This window comes from Lacinutrix chionoecetis (assembly GCF_053604665.1).
On record NZ_JBSHNQ010000071.1, the window covers coordinates 134,629 to 160,885 of the forward strand.

Below are 26,257 nucleotides of genomic sequence, written 5' to 3' on the forward strand. Positions count from 1 at the left end.
AATTTGATTTTAAAGCGTTCGTTATTTGATGGAATGGTCGTTATCACTACGTGTATTGCTGATATTGTTTATTCTTATTACTACTCATTACGGCGAGACCTATCACACCAACTACTGCAACACCACCTAAAACATAGACAATGGTTGGGATGCCTTTTTTCTCTTCTTCGGGAACTTCTGGAGCGCCTATGTCAATCGAGAAATCCGTCGGTTCAGCTGTTGTACTATTTGCATAATCTGGTAATTTTGGTTTTGTAAATGAATCAATAGCCGCACCGATTGCCGTTGCTCCTCCAATGTCATTATACACTTGCCCAACGTCTTTAAAAAACTGTTTTCTCTTCGCCTTGCGCTCAATACGCTTAGGTGCAGAACGTCTAACGGTTCTTCTTTGAAGTCGTTTTGCTTTACGAGCAGCACGTCTTGCACGACGCTTCTTTTTATTACCAAAGAAGTCGTCATATTCCTCTTGCAAGTGGTCGTCTAGTAATTGTTCTGTTTCTCCAGTAATCATAAATGCTAATAAATTGCCATTATTCGTAATGTGGTTGCTCCTGTATCGTAGGCTATTTTCTTATAGCCTTTCCCTACAAAGGGATAACCCTTTGCTTCTCCAGGAAAGAGTAACACACCATTTACAAGCGCCTTGTTTTCTCCTACATTCTTGATAGATGCTGAAAGAAATCCTTCATTGATTTCTCCTGGTTGTTGAACGTCACTTTCATTTACTTGTGCTAATATGTCCATCGTTTAGTTTTTTGTTTTGAATGAATTTATAAATACCGAATCCTGTGACGCCTACCACACCTACAATTGCGATGACTTTGACAACTTTACTGGTTTTACTATCGCTCGCTATCGCTTTCTTCATCGTTTCCTTTTGAGCAGTTTCTAATTGCTTTACTTCGGTTTTTGCAACTTTAGATAACGGCTTACGTATTGCTTTTACCTGAGACTTTTTGATTAAATGGTCTATCGGTGTTTTGGTTTTGACAATCGGCAGTTTCTTCGTTTTAATAATTGCTGGTTTCCCTTTTTTACGTGGAATCACAGGCAAACCTTTTACTGGAATACGCGGCAACTTCATAGGACGGCCTTTGATTACTCGCGGTCGCTTTTTGATATATCTGGGAATACTTCTTATTGGTGGTCTTCCCATAATCGGTCTCACATATTTTCTACGTTTTGAGATTACCCTTTTGCGTCTACGTGCTTTTCTTCTGCGACGACGTCTGCCTCGAAAGTTGTCATAATCTTCATCATCGTACACATCGTAATCAGTAAGTGCGTAAGTGTTTGTCATACTATCGTGGCATTGGCATCGGTGGTTGTCCGTATAGTGGCGCTGGACGTCCCGATTTCATTAATACTACTGCTCCTAATCCTAACACCACGACGCCACCACCTATCATCAGCATCATATTGGTTTTCTTTTTGGCTGCTTCAGCTTTCTTTTTGGCCTCTTCACGACGACGTGCTTCTTCTTGTCGTCTGCGTTCTTCAGCTTCTCGACGTCGTTGCTCTTGTTCAGCACGCATACGTTGCATTCGCATTTCCATATCACGTTTGGCAGCCGCCGCTTGTGCAGCAAGTTTAGCTTGAACTGATTGCCCACTTGGTGTTGAACTACGGCGCTTTTTCTTTTTAAATATGCCACCTAAAATGCCTACAGCACCTTTAGCAATTGCACCCCAAAACTGGTCGTTCTCTTGTGATGAAAAGCGCTGGATTAAATTTTCTAACGCTTTCGCGAAAGCGGAATTGCCATCTTTGAGCAGTTCTACAACTTCATTAATAAGTTGTTCCTTAGACGGTTTTCCTTGAAAGAACACATTGCTTTCAGCAAGTAATTCTTGAACAGGCTTGGGGTAGTTCAATACCAAATAAGTGAGGTTGTCTATTGCCTGATTGTATTGTGATTGTTTATTTGACATTGCTGAAATTGAATTTAAAACCGTGACCGACTAATGCTCCTGCGATAAATACTACGCCGAAAAGCAGTAGTTCATCTTTTGTAATTCGGAAGCCTTTGGCTGGTTCAGTTTTGGGTTGTTCTATCTTTTTGAGGGCAAGCTTTCTGGTTCGGATTTCATTCCAAACCATTTGCACTTCTTGTGCTAGATTCTTGTCTTTTGGATTTGCGTTGGACTTCTTAACAATAGTCTGGTAATAGCGTTCTAGTTCTTTATCTGAATAACTTTCAAACTGACTTAGAAAACTATCCTCAGTTCCAGAACCTGCATAATTAGAATGTCCACAGCTTTGGCAATAATTACCTTCAGTATTGTATGAATCATTGCTACAAGCACCGCAAAAGTTATCCTCGTCTGGCGCACTCACTTTAAGAATAGCGCCCTTATCAGGATGTAATTGCAGTAACTCTTTAATGACCTTTCGACCTTTTTTTCGCGCAAGCTCCTTGATAGCTTCGGCAAGGTGTTTAGGGTTTTCTGGTGCTTCAAAACCGTATTGTTCCAACAAATCTGAAACATCATCTGCATTGTGGTAGACGATGTAGTCGATTCTGTTTTGACCTAGCGTTGTTGCGTTTGATTGATGTTTCATAGTTCTTAGAAATAAAAACAGCCAGAGTGTATGGTTTGGGGGAAAACCGACTCTGGCTGTCTGGTATTAGGTACAAAGTCGTAAGCTCGTTTCTAAAAACTAGCGTCTTTTACGTCTCACTAATCGTGACGCAGGTCTCTTACGAGCCACTGGTCTACGGATGTAGCGCACTCTTGGAGACGGACGTCTGCGCACTCTACGAACTCTACGCTTTCTGCGTAATCCTAAAGCTGTTGGTCTACGTCTGCGGATTAAATCCAGCTGTGGTAAACCTGTTGTTCTAGGTGCTCTTGAAAGTTCTGCGACGTTGCTTCCTTTAAGTAAGTTTCCAAGATTTGCTCTTGCCTTAATGGTAAATGTGAACACAGCTGTCACACCATCTTCGACCATCACACGCAGGGAATCCTGACCTGTTACATCCATCTCAAAGTTATCGTCATCGATAAGAGACTGTGTAAAGTTTTGCGGAGAAGTCGCATTACGTGGTTGGTACACACGTGTGGTCTTAGAACCTGATGCCGTTCTACGGTCGATGCGTAGGACGTTATCAAACTGCAACGGACTGCTTACCGAGTACTTCATTCCCGCAATTTTGAACGGATTTGATTTACTCTCTTCACGTACTTCCTTGTGACTCGATTCCTCGATATCAACCACCACACCATTAGGCTGAGGCGATTCTGCATTACCACCAAATATTACAGCCTCGGCAGCTGCCCCAGATTTGTTAGTAACAACAACTGTAAGCGTTCTGTCGTTAGGGTCTATTTTACCGATGCTTGATTTTGTGTAATCATCGTAGGCGTCATCGTCGTACTCGCCTTCATCGGCATAGTCGTCGTAATCGTCATATTCATCTTCGTACTCGTCGTCGTAGCCGTCTTCTAATCCTTCAAATCCAGAATCGAAGTCGTCTTCATCATCATCGTACATTTCGTCGTTATCGTAGTCGTCATACTGGTCTTCAGCAGCTTCTTCGTAACGCATTAATTCGTCGTTATAATCACTCATTATGATTGTCTTTTATTGCCTGTACTCAGTACAGGATTATACTTTTTTGAGGTGTCCACGTGCGTCTCTAAACACTACTTTTTCTTCGGACTTGCGATAGCTGTTTTCTTCTTTTCAGCTTCCTTTTTTGCTTTCATCTTTTGAACCATTGGAGCGACCAAAAATGTTCCTAATGCGAGTCCAGCGACGCCAGCTCCCACACAATATAAAATTGGTGTCCAGGCGATGTCTTTATTGTTTGCCATTCGTTTATTGATTAATTGATGTTAATTACTTGGCGAGGTCTCTAAACCTTTGTTGACTGCGAAGTTGGTGTGAAGTGTTGGTTTTTCCGCTGTCGCGAAAGGGACTTTGGGACATAAAAAAAACGCCTATGAGTGTCAAGGCGTTTCATTAGTGGTTTAGGCATTTTACAAAGGACTTGTAAGCCCATCATCGTGATACCTCAATTTATCTGAAATGAGTTTTACAATAGCCTCATTCTTGGTTTTATAAATATTATTCCCATCAAAGTCTTGCTCATTAAGTAGCATTTTTACTTTGCGACTTTCTTCCTGGTCAATAAATTTTTTACAAGCTCTTATAAATGCAGCGCGACTGCAACCTTTGATTCGTTGCTCTCGCATATTGACATAAACGAAAAAGCTTTTCTGAATTTTATATTCTAACTCTGTAATCTTGCCCATTGCAAAGGCATTAGAGCATAATTCATATTGTTCATCAACGATAAGCTGACCAATACGCACCATCTGATATTTAGGAATACGCTCTCTGTATCTCGTTACATCATCTACTTGATGATGCAAGCGTAACCACGTACAGTTTTGCCATTCAGATGTTGTAATTTTTGCAACGGACTGGTGTGTGAGTACAATGTCAATTCCTTTGTGACGTACTGTACACAAAGCACCTATCATTGATTGTCCTTTTGCACCTGTCATATAATGGTCAATATCATCTAGTACGACGAGTCCATTTTTATAGTGCTTCATAATTTTGGTAATGACTTCTTTCTTCTCGTCATTATCCATAGGCGAACCATCACTATTAAATGGACGTATTCTGCGTGATGATACCTTTGTGAGTGCCTTTAAATGGTTTGGGCTTACTGTTCTGAATTGTGGGTAATCATCGTCGTTAGTATCAAAAGCGAGCACCTTGCGACCTTTCTTTCCCATTACAAGATTATCCATCATATAATGTTTGATTTCTTGCTTGTTGCGATAGGTCTTACCGACACCTGTTTCGCCACAAACAAGCATAATCATTGGCTGGCGCTCTAGGTCTTCCTTTTTGTAGATAATGGGTTTGCGACCTCTGTTAGATTTTGTCGGTTCCATTAGGCTTCTGTTTTTTGTTCTTCAGCTACTTCAAGAATGGGTAGGTCTTCATCTCCTTCTTCTGCTTCGATGTTCTGAATGGCAGATTCCGCCTCTTTATGTTTTACTTCCGCTTTCACGAAAGCGGAATCATTATTTTTAACATCATCTTCAAGTACAACATCATCTGAATTCTCATCATCTTCATCTTGTTCAGAATAGCCTTTTTCTTGTCGTACAATATCCAAAATTCGGTTTTCAAGTAAGTTGTTTTCTGCACGGACTTCCATAACTATCTGAGCTTTCTTGATCAAAATTGAAATCACAGCTCCCATAAGCTGCTGCTCTGGAGTAAGCTTTTTTGCTTTCTTACGAAGTACTTGAGCCAATAATGGACGAAGTAATGCTTGGTCTTCCTTGTCAAGTTTTATGCGCTCGACATTCTTTTCATTCTGCTGGTCTACAACCTGAATGATTTCCTCAAACTCGTAAAACTCTTGATGCTTTTTGACCTTTACAAAATAACCGCCACCAACGGCAAGGACGTTGTTAGACATTCCCAGTATGGCATCCGCAGCTTGGTTAGCTTGTGCAAGTGGTACTTGAAAATCTTCATCAGTAACTGTGTCTTCCTCTTGGGTCTCAAAGCCGTTTCCATTGATTTCCTGTTCTGGTGCATCTAATGGTTCTTGTGCCTTTTCCTTTTGAACATTTTCTTCGACCGTACTACGGAAATCGGTTTGTGTATTTCCACTTTGACCAGGTTCTAACTCATCTATAGATTTTACATCTTTTTCTGGTTTCCAAACGTTCCAACTTTTCTGTTTTTCTTCTTCTGTTTCAACTGGGCGTCCGCCACCGATATCTTTTTCAATGACTGGTTGGTTAAGTGGACTGCTATCTTCGTTTTGTAACTGTTCAAAGCTGATTTCTTCTGGACTGGCGGTTAAGGCATCTTGTACCTCTTGTGCGATTTTATCTTGCATAGGCTAGTTCAACTTAGCAATAAAGTTGATGATGTTATTTTCTAAGATTTTAAATTTTTCTACAAAAGGCTTGTAGAACTGTGGGATGGATAATATTTCATCGCACTTGTGGTAATTGTAAAGAATAGCACGCTTGGACTGATTAAAGCTTTCTCCGATTTTAGCATAACTAGAATCTGTGTATTTCTTCAGTAAAAAATAACAACACATACGCGCCTCACGATATTCTTGGACGGTACTATCGTAAAAGTTAGCTTCCTTTAAATCGAATACTTCAATGCTTTGAGAAATGATAAAGACGAGCAGTAATTTGACTTTCTCTTTATCCTGTGAAGTAAGCTCCGTATTACTGGTTAAACTATCGATAACTTCAATCGTTTTTTGAAGTCCGAACTTCCCGATAAGGCTATCGATACTCTGTTGTAAATCGTGGTAATCGTATGCTGTCTTTTTCATTGGGCAAGTGCCGAATTGTTTGACAGGCAATGTATAGAAAGTTGTTTTACAGTCTTTTTATAATTGATTTACAGAGTATTTACTTTGGATTTATTCAAAACTCATCTCTATCTAAACCTCTAAATGTTTCATCTTCGCTTTCAATAAAAGGGTCGTACCAATCTGCTTTTTTCTTAGCCCAACTTAACCATTCAACAGCTTCGGAACTTAAATTATCTTCTTCCTTTAAACGTGTTTCGTATTCCTTTAAATACCTTCGTAAAGATTCAGATTTCTGCCAACGACCAGAATTATTAATTAAGGCCTTAAAGTCTGATATCTCTTTATCTCTTTTAGCTTTAATTTTCTGCTCCTTTTCTCTGAGTATTCTTTGTTTTTCCCAGCCTTTTTCAAGATAGATTTGATACGCAATTAATTCTTCACTAACATATTCAAGTTTAGCAAGTATTTCTGGTAATCTTTGCTCAAGAGGTCTCTTTTGAGAATCTCTCCATTCTGAATGACCTTTTGAATCGAATCTAAATGATAATATTCCAGAAGGCATACTAGTAATCCAACTATATTCTGGATGGGTTTTACGCTTAAGTATTTCTCTAAAGCGAACTTCTATTTTTTGACCATTAACTATGATTTTGGTAGTCGAGTCCACCTCGATTGTGTGCCCTCTCTTTTTTACCAGTTTTATGAACGTATCCATAAAACGAAGGGCTCGAGATATGTGCTCCTTTGCTACAGCTATGGAAACTGTTTCACCTCTAGCAAAAACAATAGTCCCTTTTGTATAGTAACGTTCTTTTTGAAAATTTTCGAGTCCTGTTTTTACAGCTACAATTAGTGGATCTGGTTTAACAAGCCTAGCAGGTACAGTAAAATCAAGATTTTTATCATTTAAAATTTCTCTCTTCAACTTAGCTAAGCGAGATTGAGGACTATCTGGTATACCAATTGTATAGAGATTGAAATTTATAAGATTATTTTCGTCTGGTGATGGAAGTGGTTTTGGAGGTTTATCTACACTGTGTTTAAGTTTTATCCAATGTCCAACTTCAGGAAGTGGGATATTATTTTTTACACAAATCGTTTTGAGTAATGTTGGAGTTAAGCCAAACTTTGGGGCTAACTTATTTAAAGGCAAAGACCAGACTTGATTGTATAGATCTTTTCTAAGGATAGATTTAGTCATCAATTTTATGAATTACCTGATCCTTTGCTCTCAAGTAAATACGCCCATCAGATTTTTTACAGACCTTGACATTCTCAGCAATAAAATGAGTTCCTATTTTATTTTTCTCTCTAATTTTTTTTAGGCATTCAATTACTAAAGTTGTAGGCACATCTTGACCTGGTAAAGGTCTTACGCGTATCCTATTAGTCTCTTTGTCAAGAAAAGATTCACATTTCACATTATCAATGTAATTTCCTATTATTAAACTCATTTTTAAAATACTTTTACTTTTCTACTAATGTAGACTTCTTTGTAAACACCGTTTTCGTCTTGTTTTAAATTGTCAGACAAAATTGGTGAATAAAATTCCAATTTTGCATCTTTTAGAACTTTACGAATCATTCCGAAGCCCATAGACTTACTAAAAACAATGCTGTTAACTAGTTGAGCATTAACTTCTGTACCGTTTATAGAGTTCTCAACTAAACCTTGCTTAAATTTTAAATAGTCATTGCAAAAACTGATGTCTAATAATTTACTAAGCGGGTCTTGATCTTCAAATTGTAATGCAGGCAGATTAAAAGAGTCGTAAATGTTGAGTAATATTAATTCCTTCCAGTAACTGAACTTATTATTCCATACTAACTTATTGATTAATTGGTTACTCAGTATTATCAACTTTAGTCTTTGAGATTGGTCAACCGTAAATTCTGAAGATTTTAATGCTATTATAATTTGACTTAAGCCTAAATCTATAAAATCAAATATCCAGTTTTTAGACGTGTAATCTTGGATGTATTTTATTGATATAATAGGATGGTCAATATTTATAGGCTCTGAAGGAGTATTAACTAATCTAAAGGCTTTATTACTATTTTCTATAAATAGGACAAATTGGGATAGAAGAGCGTAATCCACATAATAGCTTACTTCGTAATTCGAAGAGTTGATTTGTGATTCTAAACGTTTCAATCCAAATTTACGTTCCAATTTGTGTAAGTCGTCTAGTTCTTTATAGTAAACTTTAACTTGAGATAGTTCTTCAACATAGACTTCGTCCCAAAAATGTAACAGAATATGAAATCCCACAAATAGTGCATTAAGACTTTTTGTATCCTGTGAAACTTTATTAATCCTTCGATTATCAATTAGAGTACTAACCGCTTTAATTGTTTTCTCAATCTTACGACCTATTCGTTGACCTTCACTTGCATTGATAAACGATTGGGTATGATTTAAACTCGTTTCCTCGTCCATACCGTCATCGCCAGCTTCCGTAGCCAGTTCTTCTGCATTGTCTGACAGTTCTTCTGGATTCTCTCGTATTTTAAGAACATCCAAAAACTCTTCTACCATTGAAGTTATGTTATCGTTTGTCACTCGCTCATCAAGACTAAGACTTGCATTTTTATTGTATTCGTTTTCAGAAATAACTTCACCTTCATCCTGAGCAATTTCAGTGCTTACCAATAAAGGAGCCTGTGACGCCGTGCTATCCTTAAAGACTTGTTCTTCATTTACGAAATCTAATACCAGTTCATAATTTAAAGAACTAAATATATCTAAGTGCTCAAAACTCTGTAATCTAGCAAGGCGTTCGTCAGGGTTAGATTTTTTAAGAGCGTTGACATTTTGAATCAGTCCAAAGGTTGAGAGACGTTTTTCTGTAGTTGAACTATATAAGGCAACTTTAAAAATTCTTTCAACGATCTTAAGCGAGGTCTGGATGGTTTTAGAATTAAACGATAGATTTATATTCTCAAGCAAGATATTATTACTATCAAACGTTTTTAGAACGCATTCTTCGGTAAGTTTTTTGCTCAATGAAATTTCGATGATGCCATCATTCAACTCTACGTGTTTAATTCTAAATAGATCAGCTGTGATTTCTGGATTGTCTGATTCTGTATTTACTATCTTTTTAATATCAAGACTTCCTACTTTTGGAATTTTAATACCCAATTCTTTTATAAAGTCTTTCGCTTTTTCGGTTCGTATAGTAATTATAGCTTCATCATTTTTAAAGGCTCGATTACTTATTCCATAAGCCTCCAAGGTTGCATTTGCGCTTCCTAAAATAAATACTGTTTCATCTTTATATTCTATTTGTATAATCTTTGCGTGAAGTCTTTGAATGCTCTTAGAGTTTTCTGTATTGATAACATCTTTCCAATCAGAAAATTGACAAATACTTGATGTGAAGTTTACAGGTAGAATACCATTGCTAGTATCAACACAACAATGCATTTCTTCAGGCGATAAATCATCGATAAGTCTTTGTAAAAAGGCTCCAGACTTATTGTAATAAGGTGAAATTATTTTGATGCTTTTAGGCTTTCGCGAAAGCGTACTTATAACCTCACTGTAAAGAGACTTTGAAGTTCGGGTATAAAACATACTGTACTCTACACCCTTAATGTTAGCTATATTTTCTTGACTACTTTCTAACTCTGATATCCATTGCGAATGCAGTGTAATCCAATTAATCTTAGTAAGGTTTATACCTAAGCTGTGGGACGATAGTGATTGAATATATTGCCAAGCAGATTTAAAAATAGGCTGTGCACTCAATCGTTCTTTTGACGTGTAAAATGATGACCATATTTCATCGTTGTATAGCAGGCCACTCGAAGTAATATTACCACTACCTATGGCTAAATAACCTTTATCCTTTCCTGCTAAAAAGAGCATTTTAGGATGAAATGCTCCTGAAATACTAATTGGTGTAATACTATAATTTGCTTTGAATTTATTAAGACTATCTCCTAAATGTGACGCAAGATATTTTTCTAACATTGATGCATCTACAAAAAGATTAATATTAGTAATTCCTGCGCCGCGTAATCTAGGTAATATGAGTTGTTCAAAAAATGCGAGGTCGATACTGTAGCTTGTAATAACGCAACTATGGTACTTGTTCTTACCAGTTCCTATGAGCTCGAGAATATTAGATCTTTCTATTTTCATTGGGCAAGCATTTTTAAATGTTCTTGTCCTTTTTGTGTTAGAGCAGTACTGTCTTCTTCAATAATACTTAGATCTCTCATAAAGTCAACGAGTGTATGTATTCTCGGAGAAGAGTAGTCATATATAAAATGATCCACTAATCTAATCATACCATCTTCTCTATAAAACTTAGCACTGTTCTGAGTAGCATTAAGTTTTCGCAATGCTACAAAGTGGTGTCTATTGATAACATTACGAGTGATAAAATATCTGATAAATTCTGAAATTGTTAGATCTTCCTTGGATTTAAAGTCAACATAAGAAACAAGGAAGCTACTGGCTGTATGTATCTTGAACCTATTTGATATTTTTAAAAGAGCATCTTTACTTTCGCTATTTTCAAGAACTAATTTTTGGATTGCGCAAAGGGAAAATGATATTTTGATATAGGGATCAGGTTCACTTTTTGAGTGATAGACTAATTCTTCAATTGTATATTCCATAAAAGGAATTCCAAAAAATAAATCAGACTCTACATTTACACCTTCTGTTTCAAATAAGTCCAGAACTTTTGATACAATATGATCTACTAATTCAATCTCGTCTATCCAATTATTCTTGGATTGTTCATCCAGAATTTTGAGAAAAGCATCTAAACACCCTGTACACGAAACACTCCAGAATTGTTCAATAATAAAGAAATACCAAAGTTTTTGTGAGGTAGAGTAATCGTCTTTCCATCCATCACTATAAATGGAAAAAGGAACATTTAATTGTTCATATTTTACCTCGCTATCAATTACATCTACATTAGACAACAGTAGTTTTATTGTGTCTTTTCTGAAATAAGTTTCATTCTTTTCTTTGGGACGGTCTACACCAGAAAACAGCTGCCACAATAGCTGTTGTTCTTCGCTATTTTCAGGAATACTTAGCATATTAAACTGACTACTCAATAGCTCTAGCTCAGTCTTAGTAATAAAGTTGTTTTCTATCGCTTTCGCGAAAACGTGAGACGTATTAGAAATATTCAACCTAAAGGCATCGGCTAACTGTTTACCAGAAATTTTAGTTTCGTGTTGAAAATCAGTACGAATGTATAATCCTTCCTTGTCGCCCTGATCCCCTAAAATCCCCATCTGTTTTATAGAGCTTATGTAATACTGACCAAGCACTCCTCGTGGATTTTTCCAATAAGAACCATCACTTTTAGATCCTTCCTGCGTCCCTTTAGTTAAATCAATTTTCTCATCACTTTCGGCATAAATCGATAATGCTTTAGTGATTCCAGGAACACCACCTAATTCTTTATGTGCAGCTACTAATGATAGTAAAAACTCTGCTCTTCTTAGGTAGTTGTTTTGTTTACTTCTAGATGTTGTTCTAACTTGAGAAGCATACCAATCAAAAAACCAACAATAAAAAGAATAATAACGTATGCGACCAGTTACGTTATTAAGTCCAGGTAATAGTAAGTCAAAAATACGCTCACTTGTAAGATTCAACCCTAGTTGATCTAGACCTGATATTGGGTAATGTGGTTTGCCCAAAAATGGTGCTTTTACCTGTGCGGTTTCAAATTGTCTTATACTCATATCTTGACTTAATATCCTTTTCTTCCATACTCCTTCACTACATCTAGATGCTTATTATGCAATCTCAAATAGTTCTCTAACAAGTACTGAACACTTCCATTTTCTGAAGCCTCAAAGTGCTCTGGTAAGGGTTTGTATTTTTCTATGAGTTCATCATATAGCTTATCTAGTATTAAAAAGTAATCCATAACAAATTCATATCCTGCAATATCTAATTCTAATTCGACTTGTTTCTTTCTGTAGGATATGATTGTATTTGTTTTCCAATTCTCTGGAAACTCATAATAGGTGGAGCCATAATGATGCTTTTGGTTTTTGAAGAACCAAATCAATCTTTCTCTTTCCGTTTTGCAATTTTGATACTGAATCAGACTTTCAGTGGCTTGGTCTTGCACTTTAGACATCTCAAATACACGTTCTACTTGACTAGTTAAACTATAAGCATCGCTATATAAATTGTAGTCAAAACATTCAAATGGACCAAAACCATTAATTGTCTTGCTTAAGTAGTTGAAGTTGTCGTAATACCAATTCTTTAACTCATCTACTTTAATAGGTTTGCTAATTGCAGTTATTTGATTGAGCAACGCATTGTATTCTTTTTTTATAATGAGGTATTCTGCAGTAGGCTTAAAGTAATAGTATTCATCTTTTCTAAAACTAAAGCCTAAGTCCATAGATTTTTCAAGATCCGTAAAATTAGTAAGCTTATTGCATACGTAAATGTCATCAGCAGTTTTATTGTCTTTGCTCTCTATAAAAAGGTCTAGGTAGTATCCAGAATTAGATAGAAAAGTCATCCCTTCACAACCTTTATTACAGGATTCACAAATACCAAAAAACACATCATCAAAACCGTGACAATCATCCTTTTTAGCTTGGTTAAATTTTTTCTCTAGCGTTTTAAGAAATAGTGATTTTGATACGTCTTGATAGGGTTTGTCATCATCGAGCAGCTCGTTTAGAGAAGCTATGTCGAAGTTTTTGATGGCTTGGGTTATTTTTTCAATCATTAGAATTTTCAACTATTCTTTAAGTTCACTCAATTGATCTGAATAGCTAGCTAATTTTTCTAGAGCTGTTCGTGGTGTTCCATTACTTGAAAGCGCATTTAAATCACCAATAATATAAAGAGCTCCTTTGGCTCGCGTAATTGCAACATTTAACAAATAGGTTTTTCTATTGATAAAGTCCATTTTTGATTTGGCTGAATTACTACTTACAACGGTATTAAAAATAATTATATCCTTCTCGTCACCTTGAAATTTGTGCACTGTATCAATTTTTAATAGCTTATCGTTAGACCCAATTTTCAATTCCAAAAGATTTATTTGTTTACGAAATGGTGCAATGATCCCTATTGTTTTACCTGGGTTGTTAGTTCGTATTTGTTCATACAGTTTTTTAGTTGCTAAGGCTTGATTCTCATTGGTATTATTTTCATTATCCATATTTCCAGAAATATCAACCCAATGAAAACCTTTTCCACTAATATCATATTGTTCTGGTGAAGTCTTTATGGTCATTATTTGTCCTAGAGTTGTTTTATAAATGTTCTCATTAGACCATTTTATAATATCTGGATGACAGCGATAGTGTTCGTTTAACATTATTGATCTAAAATTTGACCTTTTAGATAAATCATCGACGTAATCAAATAGTGATTTGCTAGCAAACTGAACTTGATGCTTACCAATGTCATATTTAGTTGCAACGTAATTGGCTTCCGATCTAGTAATGTTTGTTATATGTGGCAGTTGATTAGGATCGCCTAAAATCACAACACGTTTAGCTCTATAAATCACTGGTAATAAAGATGCTAAATCACATTGCGAAGCTTCATCTACGATTACCATATCAAATATTTCTGGGCTTAATGTAAACGCATTCCGAACAGATAAGCTTACTGCGGTAACTAGATTTAGTGATTTAATAGCTCCAGACTGTACAACTTTTAATCGTTCTATTTCGTTGTGCTGCCAGGCATTTTTTGCAGGCAGAAAATCACGGTAGCTTATTAAAGAATCTCCATCAGAATTTGATATTTTTAATTCAATCAATGATTGCAAAACTTGCTTTGATAATTCCTGATGAGCAGTATCAAAATCGTGTAATTCTTCATTAAGGTGTGCTAAACTTTTGGTCGCAGTATTTAGCAGTAATCTTTCTTTCTCAAGTTCACTTTCCAGCTCTTTCAATTCATTAGTAGCTTTCACTAACTTTAAGCTATAAGCATCTTGTTTATTTTTAAACTTTTCAATTTCGTTTAAAAATTTCATCCCAGAGACTTGAATGGCTACTCCATTAACTTTTAAAGGAGCTTTATCATCAACTAGCTTTTCTAATTCTGATGGTAAATTTTCGCGAAACTGTGTAAGCGCAATATCAATTTTTCTTTTTTTACCCTTTCGAAATATATTGCTCAGAAAATCAACAGGATAACTTTCCAATTGACTTTTTAAGTTTTTCAAATCTGAATTTCTATAATTGAGTCTGTTGCTGTTTTTTATTAAAAAATCCCAGTCGTCAACATTAGTACCCAAATTATCTAGCTTGCTTTTAGCTAATATTATTTCTTTTTCAAGAGACTGTACTTTTATCTCGAGAGTCTCGATTTCTTGAGGAAGATTCTTCTTCTTATTGTTTTTGCTTAAGAGTTCTTTAATTTGTTTATTTTTTGCCTGAAATTCAATGTCTATAGATTCGTCTATACTCTGCATTCTGTTAGTAAGAGCCGTAATCGCAGGTTTTACATCTTCATCTATACTTCTGCTGCCAGCAAATTTTAGAAGATAGGGACTCGAAACAAGATCATCAAATCTTTCATTTACAGTATCTACAGCTTTATGATTTCTACTTACAAACAGACACTTTATATTATTGTATAAAGCATTTGCCATTATGTTTAAAACCACTTGTGATTTTCCTGTTCCAGGAGGACCAGTTATAACTGCAATAGGTTGTTTGAATGCTAGTGCAACCGCTCGCTTTTGAGAATTATTAAGAGGGCTAACACTCAATACGGGAGACGGAAGAATAGGCGAATTATTTTTATGAATGGGATTATTTAAAAGAAGTTGCTTGAATAAGCTACTATCATCCAATTCAACTTTTATTAATTTTCGTAATTCACTCATTAACTGTGCACTGTATAAACCTTCCTGATGCAGCGCTAGTGTTACACTTGATGAAAGCTCTACTACAGTATTTATTTCTTCACGTATAATAGATAGCTTTTCATCTAAAGTTTTAGTAACAGCAAGTTTAGATTGAATAGTCTCTAAAACATCTTCAGCTAGTTGCATTTTTTCCAGACTAGGTACGTAAAGTTCAGTATCTTCTTGGTTAATTTCTATGCTATAGTCTTCTGTAATGCCGCTCCTAGAAATAACTTTATAAAATAGCGGTACTAGGCTAGTTCCTACTAAGACGTTTATGCCAACAAATACATCTTTAGACCATTGCTGGGCACCATCTTCGATGTATGCCGACAAAAAATCTGGATAATTCTCTAGTTGAATTTGAAAGTTAGCTTGGTTAAAGCTAATATTATCTGCAATTACTTTTTCTAGTAGATCACTAGCTTTATAGCGTTCTGCCCTTACAAGGGTAAGATAATATTGTAAGATTTTTTTATGTGGCTCCCAACCTGTTGTATCCGCCAGATGTTTAAGTATTATACTGAGCCTGCCTGGATCTAAGGATCTATTAACAGGTTGGTCAATTGTATTTTCTGGATCAAACAACATTTCATCGTTTATGCCCAAACAGTTTACAAGTTTTTCAATTTCAATGTCAGTAAGGTTGAGTTTTTCACTATTCCTGTCATCTAACGAAGGTATAATCGTATTAACGTCTGTAACTTTAAACCACCTAATCGCATTCTTAGGTATATCTTTCTCTTCGTATTTAACGGGTTTTTGAAAGTTGACAAAAGCACTTATATGTCCCAAATCAATCTGATGGTTATCGTCTAGAAAATCTTTCGAGTGTAAGTTTAAAAATTCTAAAAGTGAAAACTTATATGCACGAACCTGTTGAAAAGGATTTCGCATTCTAGCGCCACCACTTACAAATACGGTTCCGCTCTCTTCAGAATCCATACTCCATTGACCATTTTCACTAAAGCTTAGTTCACCACCATAATCCTTAAAATCTATAACAGTAATTTGTCCGTGAGAAATATAAACAGCATCTAATTGATGACCATTAACGCTTAAATTCACAATTAAAACGTGAAGTCCTTTGGCTTCTTTTTCGCTATGATGTTTATGTAGTTTGATGGCTAGACTCCTGAAATACTCATTTTCGTGAGTAGTTTCTTTGTTGACACGATAAAATTTAATTGGCATAATAGGTTGGTTGTGTTAGTGCTTTCCCAAAAATGAGAAAATAAAATGTAAAACCATTACGGAAAACCGTAAGGAAAATCAGATTATTATTTTCTCTTAATTTTAGTCCAACAAAGTAATAAATATTCCACACATATTCCTTAAATTGTCCAATATTTGTCAAGTCTTTTAATGAAAACTTTACTAAGATGATAGGTGAACGCATACGAACTCTGAGAGAAGCTAATGATATCCTACTTCGACAGCTTGCAGCTAAGCTGGATATGGATCAAGCATTATTAAGTAAGATGGAACGCGGCGAGCGGTCGTTTAGAAAAGAAGATATAGATGCACTTGCAAAAATCTTTAAACAATCTAAAAAAGAACTACTTACACTATGGCTAGCAGACAAGATTTTAAAAATGGTAGGCAGTGAAAAATTCTCTAAGGAGGCATTAAGACTTGCTATTGAAAATGTATAACGACCAATAAAGTATAATTTGAATAACGATACACTAACCCAACAAACCAAAAAAGTTACTCCAGGAATAAGGATTAGCTTAAGAGGAGAAGACTTTATTGTAACAAATAGGGAACGCGACATTATTGATGTTGAAGGAATTTCTGAATTAGTCTATGGTCAAAGCTTTAAGTTTGATCTAAGATTAGAAAAAAACTATAAGGTTATACAGCCGGAGGAAACTGAATTAAAAGCAGACACCTCTACGCATTATAGACAAACAAAACTGTTTCTTGAAACGACCTTTAGGAACTCATCACATTACTCAGAACACATTGAGATTGCCCATAAAGCAGCCATTCGTGGTGCAAGCTATCAATATGAATCAACTATAAAAGCACTTAAATTACCGCAACCTAAAATTCTAATTGCAGATGCAGTAGGATTGGGTAAGACTGTTCAGGTGGGAATCTTTCTTGCGGAATTGATAAGACGAGGAAAAGGAAAGAAAGTATTAGTAGTAACTCCCAAATCTATCTTAGCTCAATTTCAACAAGAAATCTGGGCACGTTTTGCTATTCCTTTAGTACGATTAGATAGTCAGGGAATTGCTAAAATCAAAACAGAGATTCCATCTAATAAAAACCCTTTTGATTATTATGATAAAGTAATTGTCTCGATAGATACACTTAAAAATAATGCAAAGTTCAGGCATTATTTAGAGCGTGTTAAATGGGATGTAGTTGCTATTGACGAATGCCACACAGTTGCAAACGTAGCTTCTCAACGTGGCGGTTTGGCTAAATTCTTGTCAGAGCGCACAGAAGCAATGGTATTAACCTCTGCGACACCGCATAATGGCAAGCGAGAGAACTTTGCAAACCTTATTGGTATGTTAGATCCAACAGCTATTCCGTTTGATGGCGAGTTTACCAAAGAAGATATTCAGCCTTTATATGTGCGTCGATTTAAAAAGGATGTTGAAGATGAAGTTGGAGACGCCTTTAGGGATCGAGTTACAAGTAAAATTGATTGTCCTCTTAATCTAGATGAAGAGGAAGCACTAAGAATTATTCAGGAATTTAAAAAGGTAGCCCAAGAAGACAGTGATGGCGATCATAATTTTGGAGCACTCTTATTTTCCATAGGACTCTTTAAAGCTTATATGTCTTCGCCAAAAGCTTGTTTAGAAACGGTAATTAAAAGAATTGAAAAAAATGTAGATGAAGAAGGTGTTATTGAACATCTTGAAGAATTAAGAGACGTCCTTCAGAAAATTGTAGACGAAAAGAGCGATTCTAAATACAATCAGCTCAAATTTAAGTTAGATCAAATGGGTTGGAAAGGCAAAAAGAATGATGAACGTATCATCATTTTTGCCGAACGCCGTGCTACTTTAAATGAGCTTGAAAAAAACTTAACAGAAGACTTTGGATTAAAACCAAAAGCAGTTGTTCAGTTTAATGGAAGTTTGACCGATACACAACAACAAGATATACTGGAGGATTTTTCAAAAGAGGATAGCGAGATCCGTTTATTCTTAGCTTCAGATGCAGGAAGTCAAGGTGTTAACCTTCACTATTTCTGTAATCAGATGTTTAATTATGATATTCCTTGGTCTATTATCACTTTAGACCAGCGTAATGGACGTATTGACCGTTTTGGTCAAAAACAAACGCCTTTTATATACTATTTGATTTCAGATTCAAAAAGTGAAGACGTACAAGGCGATATTAGAATTGTAGAAAAATTAAAAGAAAAAGAAGAAGAGGTTCACAAGAGCTTAGGAGATGCCGGTAGTGTAATGGGCTTTTATGACCAGCAGCAAGAAAATAAGTTGGTTGAAAAAGCTATAGCCACAGGTGATGATTCTCTTTTGGATACAAAAAATAAAGATGTAATTGATGACGACTGGCTATCTAGTCTTATGGAAGATACAGCCACGACAAAAGAAGAAATAAAAAAAGACGAAGGTTTTGCTTCTTTCTATCCTGATGACTTTACTTATTACGCCACATTAATTGATGAATTAAAAGCTGAAGATGAACGATTAATACCTCGTATAACTATAGATAGAGAGGATAAGGTTATAGAGATTGAGCAATTTGAAGAGTTATCATCTAAAGGTGTTTTATACGATATGCCTAAAGAAGCTTTCCCGCAAAAGAATGAAACCTTTAATCTAACTACAGATTCAGAAATTGTAGAACGGTCTATTATAAGAGCCAGAAAAAAACAGAATGAATGGCCTAAATTTCAGTTGTTATATGACCTAAATCCCATTGCCAAATGGATGCAATACAAGTTGCTAGCACAAGTAGATCGTGGTAAAGCACTTGTTGCAAGATTACGTGAGCCATTACCTAAAAACACTGCTTGGTTTGTTTTTCAAGGTATTACTTCTAACCAGCAAGGAAAGCCTATGTTTTCTAAAACCTTTGTAATAGGTAAATCTTTTGATGGTGCTAGCGTTGGAAATTTAGAAACCTTCAATGAGTTTTTAAACCAGTTTCGCTTAAATGATAGGTTGACAGAATTAGAAACTACTAACGAGCAACTCGATAAAATTAAATCCTTACTACCTGAAGCAGTAAAAAGAGGCGAACAATTGTATAAATACACATTACAAGGTGGGCTTGAAGATGAGCAGGAAGAGAAATTAGAAAGCTATCAAGAAAAATTAGAATCTTGGTTAACCGCTTCTGAAGCACAAATGGAACTAAAATTTGGCGATGAAACATCCGGTTCCTTCCATAAAAAGAAAAGACAACGCGAAGTGAATTACGTGAAGGAACAAATGGACGAGTTCTACAATGAATTTTTCCAATTAGAAAACGAACCCTTTTTAAGAGTACTAGCAATATTTTTTAATGCATAACAACTGATGATAGAATTTTTAGAAAATATAGGCGATTACTTTTCTCAGCATTTCTTTGATGAAGATTTCCCGAAGAAAGTATTTGATAAATCGGGCTATGGTGCAGACCACATTAAGGAATTTACTAGTAAGATAGCGCCATTAAGTGAGAAGTATTATAAGTTTAAAAACGATTACTTAAACATACGTAGAACGAAGGACAAAGTAAAAAGAACCCACGATTTCCATACCCAATTATTGCAAGCACTAGGATACATAAATGGCGTGCGTGCTTATGATGAACCTGTGGTGATGGATGATAAAAAAATCATCCCAGTACGTTATCGATTTAACAAGAATGACAAGCCGTATTTGTACATAATGGAGATGCAGCCTATGATTCAAGTAGGTGAAGTAGACGCAGATGGGCTGTATGAACAAAGCTACATAAAGGAGGACTGGGAGAAAGTTCTTCCAGACTCTTGGGATGGTTATGACATACGACCAGAAGTTATAAAAGAAGCGCTGTCAGAATTGTTTTTACTGCCAGAAGAAGAGCGTCCGGTTTATTTAATAATGCTTGCAGGACCCAAAATATTTCTGATACAATATGAAAAATGGAAGTTTGATAGCTATTTACTTTTTGATCTAGAAGAGCTTTTTACAGTAACTAAAACAGCCTCAAATAAAAATTTACTAGCGCTATTTTATGCACTACTCGCTAAAAAGCAATTCATTTCGGAAACCGAAAGTGTTCTAGTAGGTTTAGAAGAAGATGCGCACAAAGCCAGTTATGGTGTTACGGTTACTTTAAAAAGTGCCGTAATCTATGCGGTAGAAGCCCTAGCAAATGAAGCCATATATTATAAATCATCACAAGCAAAAACCTTAGAAGCTAAAAAGGAAATTGTCAAGCTGCTAGATAACGACAACTTTGCAAGAGAACTTAAGGATGAATGTCTAGAAATGGTATATCGCCTGCTGTTCTTATTCTATGCAGAGTCACGAGCAGATCTTGAAATATTACCTATCAAAGACAGTACGTATCAAAAAGGGTATAGTCTAGAAATGTTACGTGATCTTGAGATGGTGCCTTTAACTACAGACTCGTCCCGTAATGGTTATTTCTTTTCAGAGAGTTTATGGAAGCTTTTTGACTTTTTACATACGGGATCAGATTTAAAAGATGGTTTCCAGATGCGACCACTAGACTCGCCATTATTTGATAATTCATCCTTAAAGCAGTTAAAAGGCATTCAGTTTCGTAATAAGATATTGCAAGAAATTGTGGTACGCTTATCACTTTCTGAACGCACAAAAAATAAAGGTCGTGGTAGAATTTCGTATGCTAATCTAGGTATTAACCAGTTGGGAAGTGTTTACGAGAGTTTATTATCGTACTCTGGTTTTTTTGCCAGAGAAGATCTTATCGAGGTAAAAAACGCTAAGGATAAAAACGGAACAGACGGTACCTTTTTAGTGCCTAAAACTAGGCGTGATGATTTTAAAGAAACCGAGATATTAAAAGACCCAGAGCATCCAGAACAAGACGTTATTATCCCTAAAGGACATTTTGTGTATCGCTTGAACGGTCGTGATCGTAAAAACTCAGCATCGTATTATACGCCAGAAGTACTTACACAAACCACAGTAAAATACACGCTTAAAGGCATTATAGAACGCCTCAAAGAAAAACAAGCTATTGTAGATGGTGTGCTTACTGGTGAAGCCTGTGCAGACGAGATTTTAAAACTTAAGATACTTGAACCAGCAATGGGTGCGGCAGCCTTCCATAATGAGGTGATTAACCAGCTGGCTGTTGCCTATTTAGAGCTAAAAGAAAATGAAGAACAAGCAGCTGGTCGCAAGCGCATTACACCTGGCGATTATAAAGACGAGCTACAAAAGGTAAAAGCCTACATCGCCGCAAATAATGTGTATGGTGTAGACCTTAACCCAACTGCGGTAGAGCTAGGTAAACTATCCTTATGGCTTAACTGTATGCATAAAAATATGGAAACGCCATTTTTTGCGCACCGTTTAGGTGCTGGTAATGCAGTTGTGGGCGCCTGGTTAAAAGTATATAATGATAAAGACTGTTTAGAGGAGTTTCCTGTTTTGGCAAACGGTAAAATTGGTAAGAAACCCATCCCAAAACCGTGGTGGGATAAGGCGCCTAAACGTGTAATGTGGAATAAAAAGGGTACGCTTTCGCGAAAGCGTAATCAAATCTATCATTTCTTGCTACCAGATGATAATATGGTACCTAGTTATGGTATTAAATTATTAAAAAATGAGTTAACCGAAGTTGAGCAAAAAGCATTTAAAGACTGGCGTAGCGATTTTAAAAAACCACTAACGCGTGTAGAGTTAAACCGACTGCAAAAAATAAGCAGCGTTATAGACTACCTGCTTGAAGAACATTACAAGCAGCAAATGGGTATGGTAAAAGATACCGCCAGTGTGTACCAGGTATATGGCCGGCCCAACCCACAGACCACTACCAAAGCCTATAATGAAAAAGAGCGACTGACCGATGCCCGTAAAGACCGCAGCGCGCCCTATTTTAAATTAAAAATGATACTAGACTACTGGTGTAGTTTATGGTTTTGGGACGTGCGCGATATACGGTTACTGCCTAACCGTACCGAGTGGTATAACGAGGTAGAATCTATACTACAGATAGACACTAATGAGCTGCTGGCAGATGGCACACCACAGGACATTAAAGAGCAAATACGTAAAAAAGCCCGAGCAGGTACCTTATTTGATACCAGCGACCGTATAGAAAAAATAGAACAACTGGCACAGCAACACCGCTTTTTTCATAACGAGCTAGAGTTTATAGAAGTGTTTTATGAACGTGGTGGTTTTGACGTGATTGTTGGGAATCCACCGTGGGTTAATATTTCAATGGATGAAAGCGGAATAATATCTGAAAAAAATCCAGAAATATTAATAAGAAAATTTACAGCACCGAAAGTTAAAAAGATTTCAAAAAAAATATTGAAGGATGACAAATCACTTCAAATTAGTTACGTAAATGAGTATATAAGTAGTGAATCTACCAAAGTTTTCATTGGAGCTTTTCAAAATTATTCTCTTCTAAACGGACAAAGGAATAATTTATATAAATGTATAATTTCTAACTCTATTACTTTAGTTGGGAGATTAGGTTTTGTGGGTTTAGTTCATCCAGAAGGTGTCTTTGATGATCCTAGAGCAGATTTAATGAGAGCTGTTTTATTTAAAAGATTGAAATATCATTTTCAATTTAGAAATGAATTAATGCTCTTTGCTGAGATTGATCACGACGCTATTTCTTTCAGCGTAAATATCTATTCTGGAGTTAATAGCGATATAAATTTTATTTCAATCAATAATTTGTTTCATCCAACTACTATCGAATCTAGTATAACCCATAGTGGTTCGGGAGTTGCTGGTGGAATCAAGATTTATGATGAGTCTTTAAATAAGATGACTTGGAATGTTCATCCTCATAAAAGTCGTGTGCTTAATCTAACATTGGAGGAATTAAAAGTTTTTGCTAGAGCTTTTGAAGATAGTGATTGTGGAGATTCCGCAAAACTGATAGCAATTCATACAGTTGAAATCATTAGTGTTCTTAAAAAGTTAAGCCTTTTTGAAAATAAAGTCTCTGATTTTGATTTTAAAATCACAGATGGACTGAATGAGACAAACGCTTTAAATGATGATTTTTTAATTAAGGAAACAACTTTTCCTACTGTCCAAAATTATGAATTGGTTATTAGCGGACCTCATTTTTTTGTTAGCAACCCTCTTTATAAAACACCTCGAGAAATTTGCGTGCAAAACTCTCAATATGATATTATTAATTTATTGGATTTAAGGGAGAAATTTGTACCAAGAACGAATTATTTACCAGGTATAAACTTTGTACAATATATTGAAAATGAAAATTTTTGGTTAAACTCATATAGAGTTGTTTTCAGTAAAATGCTTTCGACAAAAGGAGAAAGAACTTTACAACCAGCAATAATTAGCCCTAGAATTTCTCACGTAAATAGTGTTATTTCTATTTTATTTGAGAAAGAATCAAATGTGATTGAATTCTGTGGTTTATGTTCTTCTTTACTATTGGATTTTTATATCAAAACAATAGGAAGGGAAAATCTATATGCAGATACTATCCAAAATCTGGTTTTAGGTATAGGTAGTGAATATAAACGACAATTATTTTTACGAACGCTTATTTTGAATTGTATTAATAGTAACTACAAGGGGCTTTGGGAGCGCAACTGGAATGAAGATTTTAAAGAAGACACTTGGAGTATCAATGACTCTAGGCTAAAACCACTTAATACTCTAACTAAAGAATGGAAATGGGAAACCCCATTACGTAATTGGTTTGAGCGCAGGCAGGCACTGGTAGAGATAGATGTGATTACTGCTATGGCATTAGGTTTATCGTTAGATGAGCTTATTTTAATGTATAATGTACAGTTTCCTGTATTACAACAAAATGAAGATGACACCTGGTATGATACTACTGGTAATATTGTATTCACAGTATCCAAAGGACTGGTAGGTGTAGGTCTAGACCGCAGCGACTGGAACAGCATTAAAGATCTAAAAGCAGGAGAAACCTATGAGCATACCATTACAAAAAGTGAGTTGTATCAAGGCAAAACAATAACCTACCACGCACCATTTACTAAGTGCGACCGTGTAGAAGATTATAAAACAGCGTGGGCACATTTTGAGTCTATTTTTAAAACAAAAGAAGCAGTAGTATGATCACAGATAAAGACATAAAAAGTATTGCAGCTTCTGGAGAAGGTTACAATGCAGAGTTTAAAGTGCGTCTGCCTAAAAAAATAAAAGAGGTTACAGAAGAGATATGTGCGTTTGCTAACGCCTCTGGCGGCACATTATTACTAGGTGTAGATGACGATAATGTGATACAAGGATGTACTATAGACAATGCAAAACGGTCTGCCATACAAAATAGCATACGAGAAATTAAACCATCGCTTAATTGTGATATATATGCGGTAGATGTAGATGGCAAAGAAGTCTGGGTGATAGAAGTACCATCTGGTACTCAAAAACCTTATGCGTTAAGCGGTGCTATTTATGTACGTATAGGTCCTAATTCTCAAAAAGTAACAGAGATTGAAGAAATGCGTGACTTCTTTCAACAAGCAGATCGCATCTATTTTGATGAAACACCGTGTCCAGCTTTTGACATTGCGACAGGTATTCACGCAGATAATTTAAACGAGTTTAAAGCAGAAGCAGGTTTATCTAGCACAGTACCCAACGAGCAGATTTTTAAAAATCTAAAATTACAAGATCAAAAAAACGCCTTTAAAAACGGAGCGGTGTTGTTTTTTGGTAAAGAGCCACAGCAATATATTGATACTGCTTTGATACGTTGTGTCGCTTTTGATGGTAAGGATAAACGATATATTGTAGATGATAAAAAGTTTACAGGACCATTATACGTGCAATATAAAGAAGCGATACAATGGCTAAAGAATAAATTAGATGTTCGCTATGCTATAGAAGGTTCTACAGGACCACGTGAGGAAATTTGGGAAATACCGCAAACCGCATTTAAGGAAGCTATAGTTAATGCACTTGCTCATAGAGATTACTATGACAGAGGCGCCACCATTACCATAGAACTTTTTGATGACCGTGTTGAGATTGCCAATCCAGGTGGATTAGTGAGTGCGGTGTCTTCTAAAGATTTTGGTAAACGTAGCCATAGTCGCAACCCATTAGTATTTGGGCTTTTTGCCCGTATGCGTATGGTAGAGCAAATAGGTTCTGGCATAGGTCGTATTAAAGACCTTATGAAAGAAAACGATTTACAACCACCACATTTTTCTTTTGATGGAATGTTTACGGTAACACTCACAAGACCTTTTGATTTTGAAAAATGGATAGCCCGATGGGAAAAGCATCTTACAGCTACACGTATTACGATTTTAAGAGCGGTTCACAATAACCCAAAAATGACTAAAACTGTAATAGCAGATTTAGCAAGTATTGGGTCAACAGCGCTAGATAATAATATAGAACACCTAAAGGATTTGGGGTTATTAGATAGAGAGGGAACAAAAGGCGGACGATGGATTCTCAACTATATTAATCCAGAAGTGGGTGAATCAGGTGGGTAAATAAATAATAGATGATACCTCTATTTACGGCGACCAGAAGCATATTTACAAATATTGGTTGGTAAATCAGGTTGGTAAATAAATAGATTATAACCAAATCTTAAATTATTGATAATAAAATAGTTAATAAACAGACTGTTTAAAAGGTTGGTGAATTAGGTGGGTAAATAAATGAATTTGAATTGCTCATAAACCGCTGTAAACACTTGTTTTACGATTAATTAGGTTTTTTAGGTGGGTAAATTGGGTGGGTGAATAATTTTAGGGTTAAACACTGTTAATCAGTTTTTTAAGAGGTTTTTCTTTTATAAAGTGGGTGAAAAGAGTGGGTAAATAATGAAGAAGTTGGTGATTGACTCTTAAAAAGGATGTTGGTAAATCTGGTTGGTGAATAAA

At 35.8% G+C, this 26,257-nt stretch carries 20 protein-coding genes; 4 read left to right on the forward strand and 16 right to left on the reverse strand.

Annotated elements, in window-relative coordinates; genetic code table 11:
- Positions 1-46 precede the first annotated feature (46 nt).
- The 16 genes from ACVC43_RS06100 to ACVC43_RS06175 form a co-directional block, all read right to left on the reverse strand.
- Complete coding sequence (locus ACVC43_RS06100) at positions 47-514, reverse strand: hypothetical protein (RefSeq protein WP_452223689.1); 468 nt, start codon at positions 512-514, stop codon at positions 47-49.
- Positions 515-519: 5 nt separating this feature from the next.
- Positions 520-747 (reverse strand): hypothetical protein, encoded by a 228-nt coding sequence (locus ACVC43_RS06105; protein WP_452223690.1) that lies wholly within the window; start codon positions 745-747, stop codon positions 520-522.
- On the reverse strand, positions 722-1,303 hold the full coding sequence (locus tag ACVC43_RS06110) for a hypothetical protein (RefSeq protein ID WP_452223691.1): 582 nt from the start codon (positions 1,301-1,303) through the stop codon (positions 722-724). The genes ACVC43_RS06105 and ACVC43_RS06110 overlap by 26 nt, the downstream gene beginning before the upstream one ends.
- Before the next feature lies 1 nt (position 1,304).
- Positions 1,305-1,934 (reverse strand): hypothetical protein, encoded by a 630-nt coding sequence (locus ACVC43_RS06115; RefSeq protein ID WP_452223692.1) that lies wholly within the window; start codon positions 1,932-1,934, stop codon positions 1,305-1,307.
- The gene (locus tag ACVC43_RS06120) at positions 1,924-2,565 is read right to left on the reverse strand and encodes a hypothetical protein (RefSeq protein WP_452223693.1); all 642 of its coding nucleotides are present in this window, start codon (positions 2,563-2,565) and stop codon (positions 1,924-1,926) included. Before ACVC43_RS06120 ends, ACVC43_RS06115 begins: the two co-directional genes overlap by 11 nt.
- A gap of 99 nt (positions 2,566-2,664) precedes the next feature.
- Positions 2,665-3,576: a hypothetical protein gene (locus ACVC43_RS06125; RefSeq protein ID WP_452223694.1), complete on the reverse strand. Its 912-nt coding sequence runs from the start codon at positions 3,574-3,576 to the stop codon at positions 2,665-2,667.
- 74 nt (positions 3,577-3,650) lie between these two features.
- Complete coding sequence (locus tag ACVC43_RS06130) at positions 3,651-3,821, reverse strand: hypothetical protein (protein ID WP_452223695.1); 171 nt, start codon at positions 3,819-3,821, stop codon at positions 3,651-3,653.
- Positions 3,822-3,986: 165 nt separating this feature from the next.
- On the reverse strand, positions 3,987-4,916 hold the full coding sequence (locus ACVC43_RS06135; protein WP_452223696.1) for a zonular occludens toxin domain-containing protein: 930 nt from the start codon (positions 4,914-4,916) through the stop codon (positions 3,987-3,989).
- Entirely contained in the window at positions 4,916-5,881 is a 966-nt protein-coding gene (locus ACVC43_RS06140) for a hypothetical protein (protein ID WP_452223697.1), read from the reverse strand. Before ACVC43_RS06140 ends, ACVC43_RS06135 begins: the two co-directional genes overlap by 1 nt.
- Before the next feature lie 3 nt (positions 5,882-5,884).
- Positions 5,885-6,337, reverse strand: coding sequence for a hypothetical protein (locus tag ACVC43_RS06145; RefSeq protein ID WP_452223698.1), 453 nt, complete (start codon positions 6,335-6,337; stop codon positions 5,885-5,887).
- Between the two features lie 94 nt (positions 6,338-6,431).
- Complete coding sequence (locus ACVC43_RS06150) at positions 6,432-7,520, reverse strand: hypothetical protein (RefSeq protein WP_452223699.1); 1,089 nt, start codon at positions 7,518-7,520, stop codon at positions 6,432-6,434.
- Positions 7,513-7,773, reverse strand: coding sequence for a hypothetical protein (locus ACVC43_RS06155; protein ID WP_452223700.1), 261 nt, complete (start codon positions 7,771-7,773; stop codon positions 7,513-7,515). Before ACVC43_RS06155 ends, ACVC43_RS06150 begins: the two co-directional genes overlap by 8 nt.
- 2 nt (positions 7,774-7,775) lie before the next feature.
- The gene (locus tag ACVC43_RS06160) at positions 7,776-10,469 is read right to left on the reverse strand and encodes a hypothetical protein (RefSeq protein ID WP_452223701.1); all 2,694 of its coding nucleotides are present in this window, start codon (positions 10,467-10,469) and stop codon (positions 7,776-7,778) included.
- The gene (locus ACVC43_RS06165; RefSeq protein WP_452223702.1) at positions 10,466-12,043 is read right to left on the reverse strand and encodes a hypothetical protein; all 1,578 of its coding nucleotides are present in this window, start codon (positions 12,041-12,043) and stop codon (positions 10,466-10,468) included. Before ACVC43_RS06165 ends, ACVC43_RS06160 begins: the two co-directional genes overlap by 4 nt.
- Before the next feature lie 8 nt (positions 12,044-12,051).
- Positions 12,052-13,056, reverse strand: coding sequence for a hypothetical protein (locus ACVC43_RS06170; protein WP_452223703.1), 1,005 nt, complete (start codon positions 13,054-13,056; stop codon positions 12,052-12,054).
- A 12-nt stretch (positions 13,057-13,068) separates the two neighbouring features.
- Positions 13,069-16,395: an AAA domain-containing protein gene (locus ACVC43_RS06175; protein WP_452223704.1), complete on the reverse strand. Its 3,327-nt coding sequence runs from the start codon at positions 16,393-16,395 to the stop codon at positions 13,069-13,071.
- Between the two features lie 188 nt (positions 16,396-16,583).
- Between ACVC43_RS06175 and ACVC43_RS06180 the strand changes: the two genes are divergently transcribed.
- Genes ACVC43_RS06180 through ACVC43_RS06195 form a run of 4 tightly spaced genes read left to right on the forward strand, consistent with a single transcriptional unit; the run spans position 16,584 to position 25,861 of the window.
- Positions 16,584-16,856: a helix-turn-helix domain-containing protein gene (locus ACVC43_RS06180; protein ID WP_452223705.1), complete on the forward strand. Its 273-nt coding sequence runs from the start codon at positions 16,584-16,586 to the stop codon at positions 16,854-16,856.
- Between the two features lie 18 nt (positions 16,857-16,874).
- A complete protein-coding gene (locus ACVC43_RS06185; protein WP_452223706.1) occupies positions 16,875-19,712 on the forward strand; it encodes a DEAD/DEAH box helicase in 2,838 nt (945 codons plus the stop codon).
- A 6-nt stretch (positions 19,713-19,718) separates the two neighbouring features.
- Positions 19,719-24,470, forward strand: a complete 4,752-nt coding sequence (locus ACVC43_RS06190; protein ID WP_452223707.1) for an Eco57I restriction-modification methylase domain-containing protein — start codon at positions 19,719-19,721, stop codon at positions 24,468-24,470.
- Positions 24,467-25,861, forward strand: a complete 1,395-nt coding sequence (locus ACVC43_RS06195) for an RNA-binding domain-containing protein (RefSeq protein ID WP_452223708.1) — start codon at positions 24,467-24,469, stop codon at positions 25,859-25,861. The genes ACVC43_RS06190 and ACVC43_RS06195 overlap by 4 nt, the downstream gene beginning before the upstream one ends.
- Positions 25,862-26,257 lie beyond the last annotated feature (396 nt).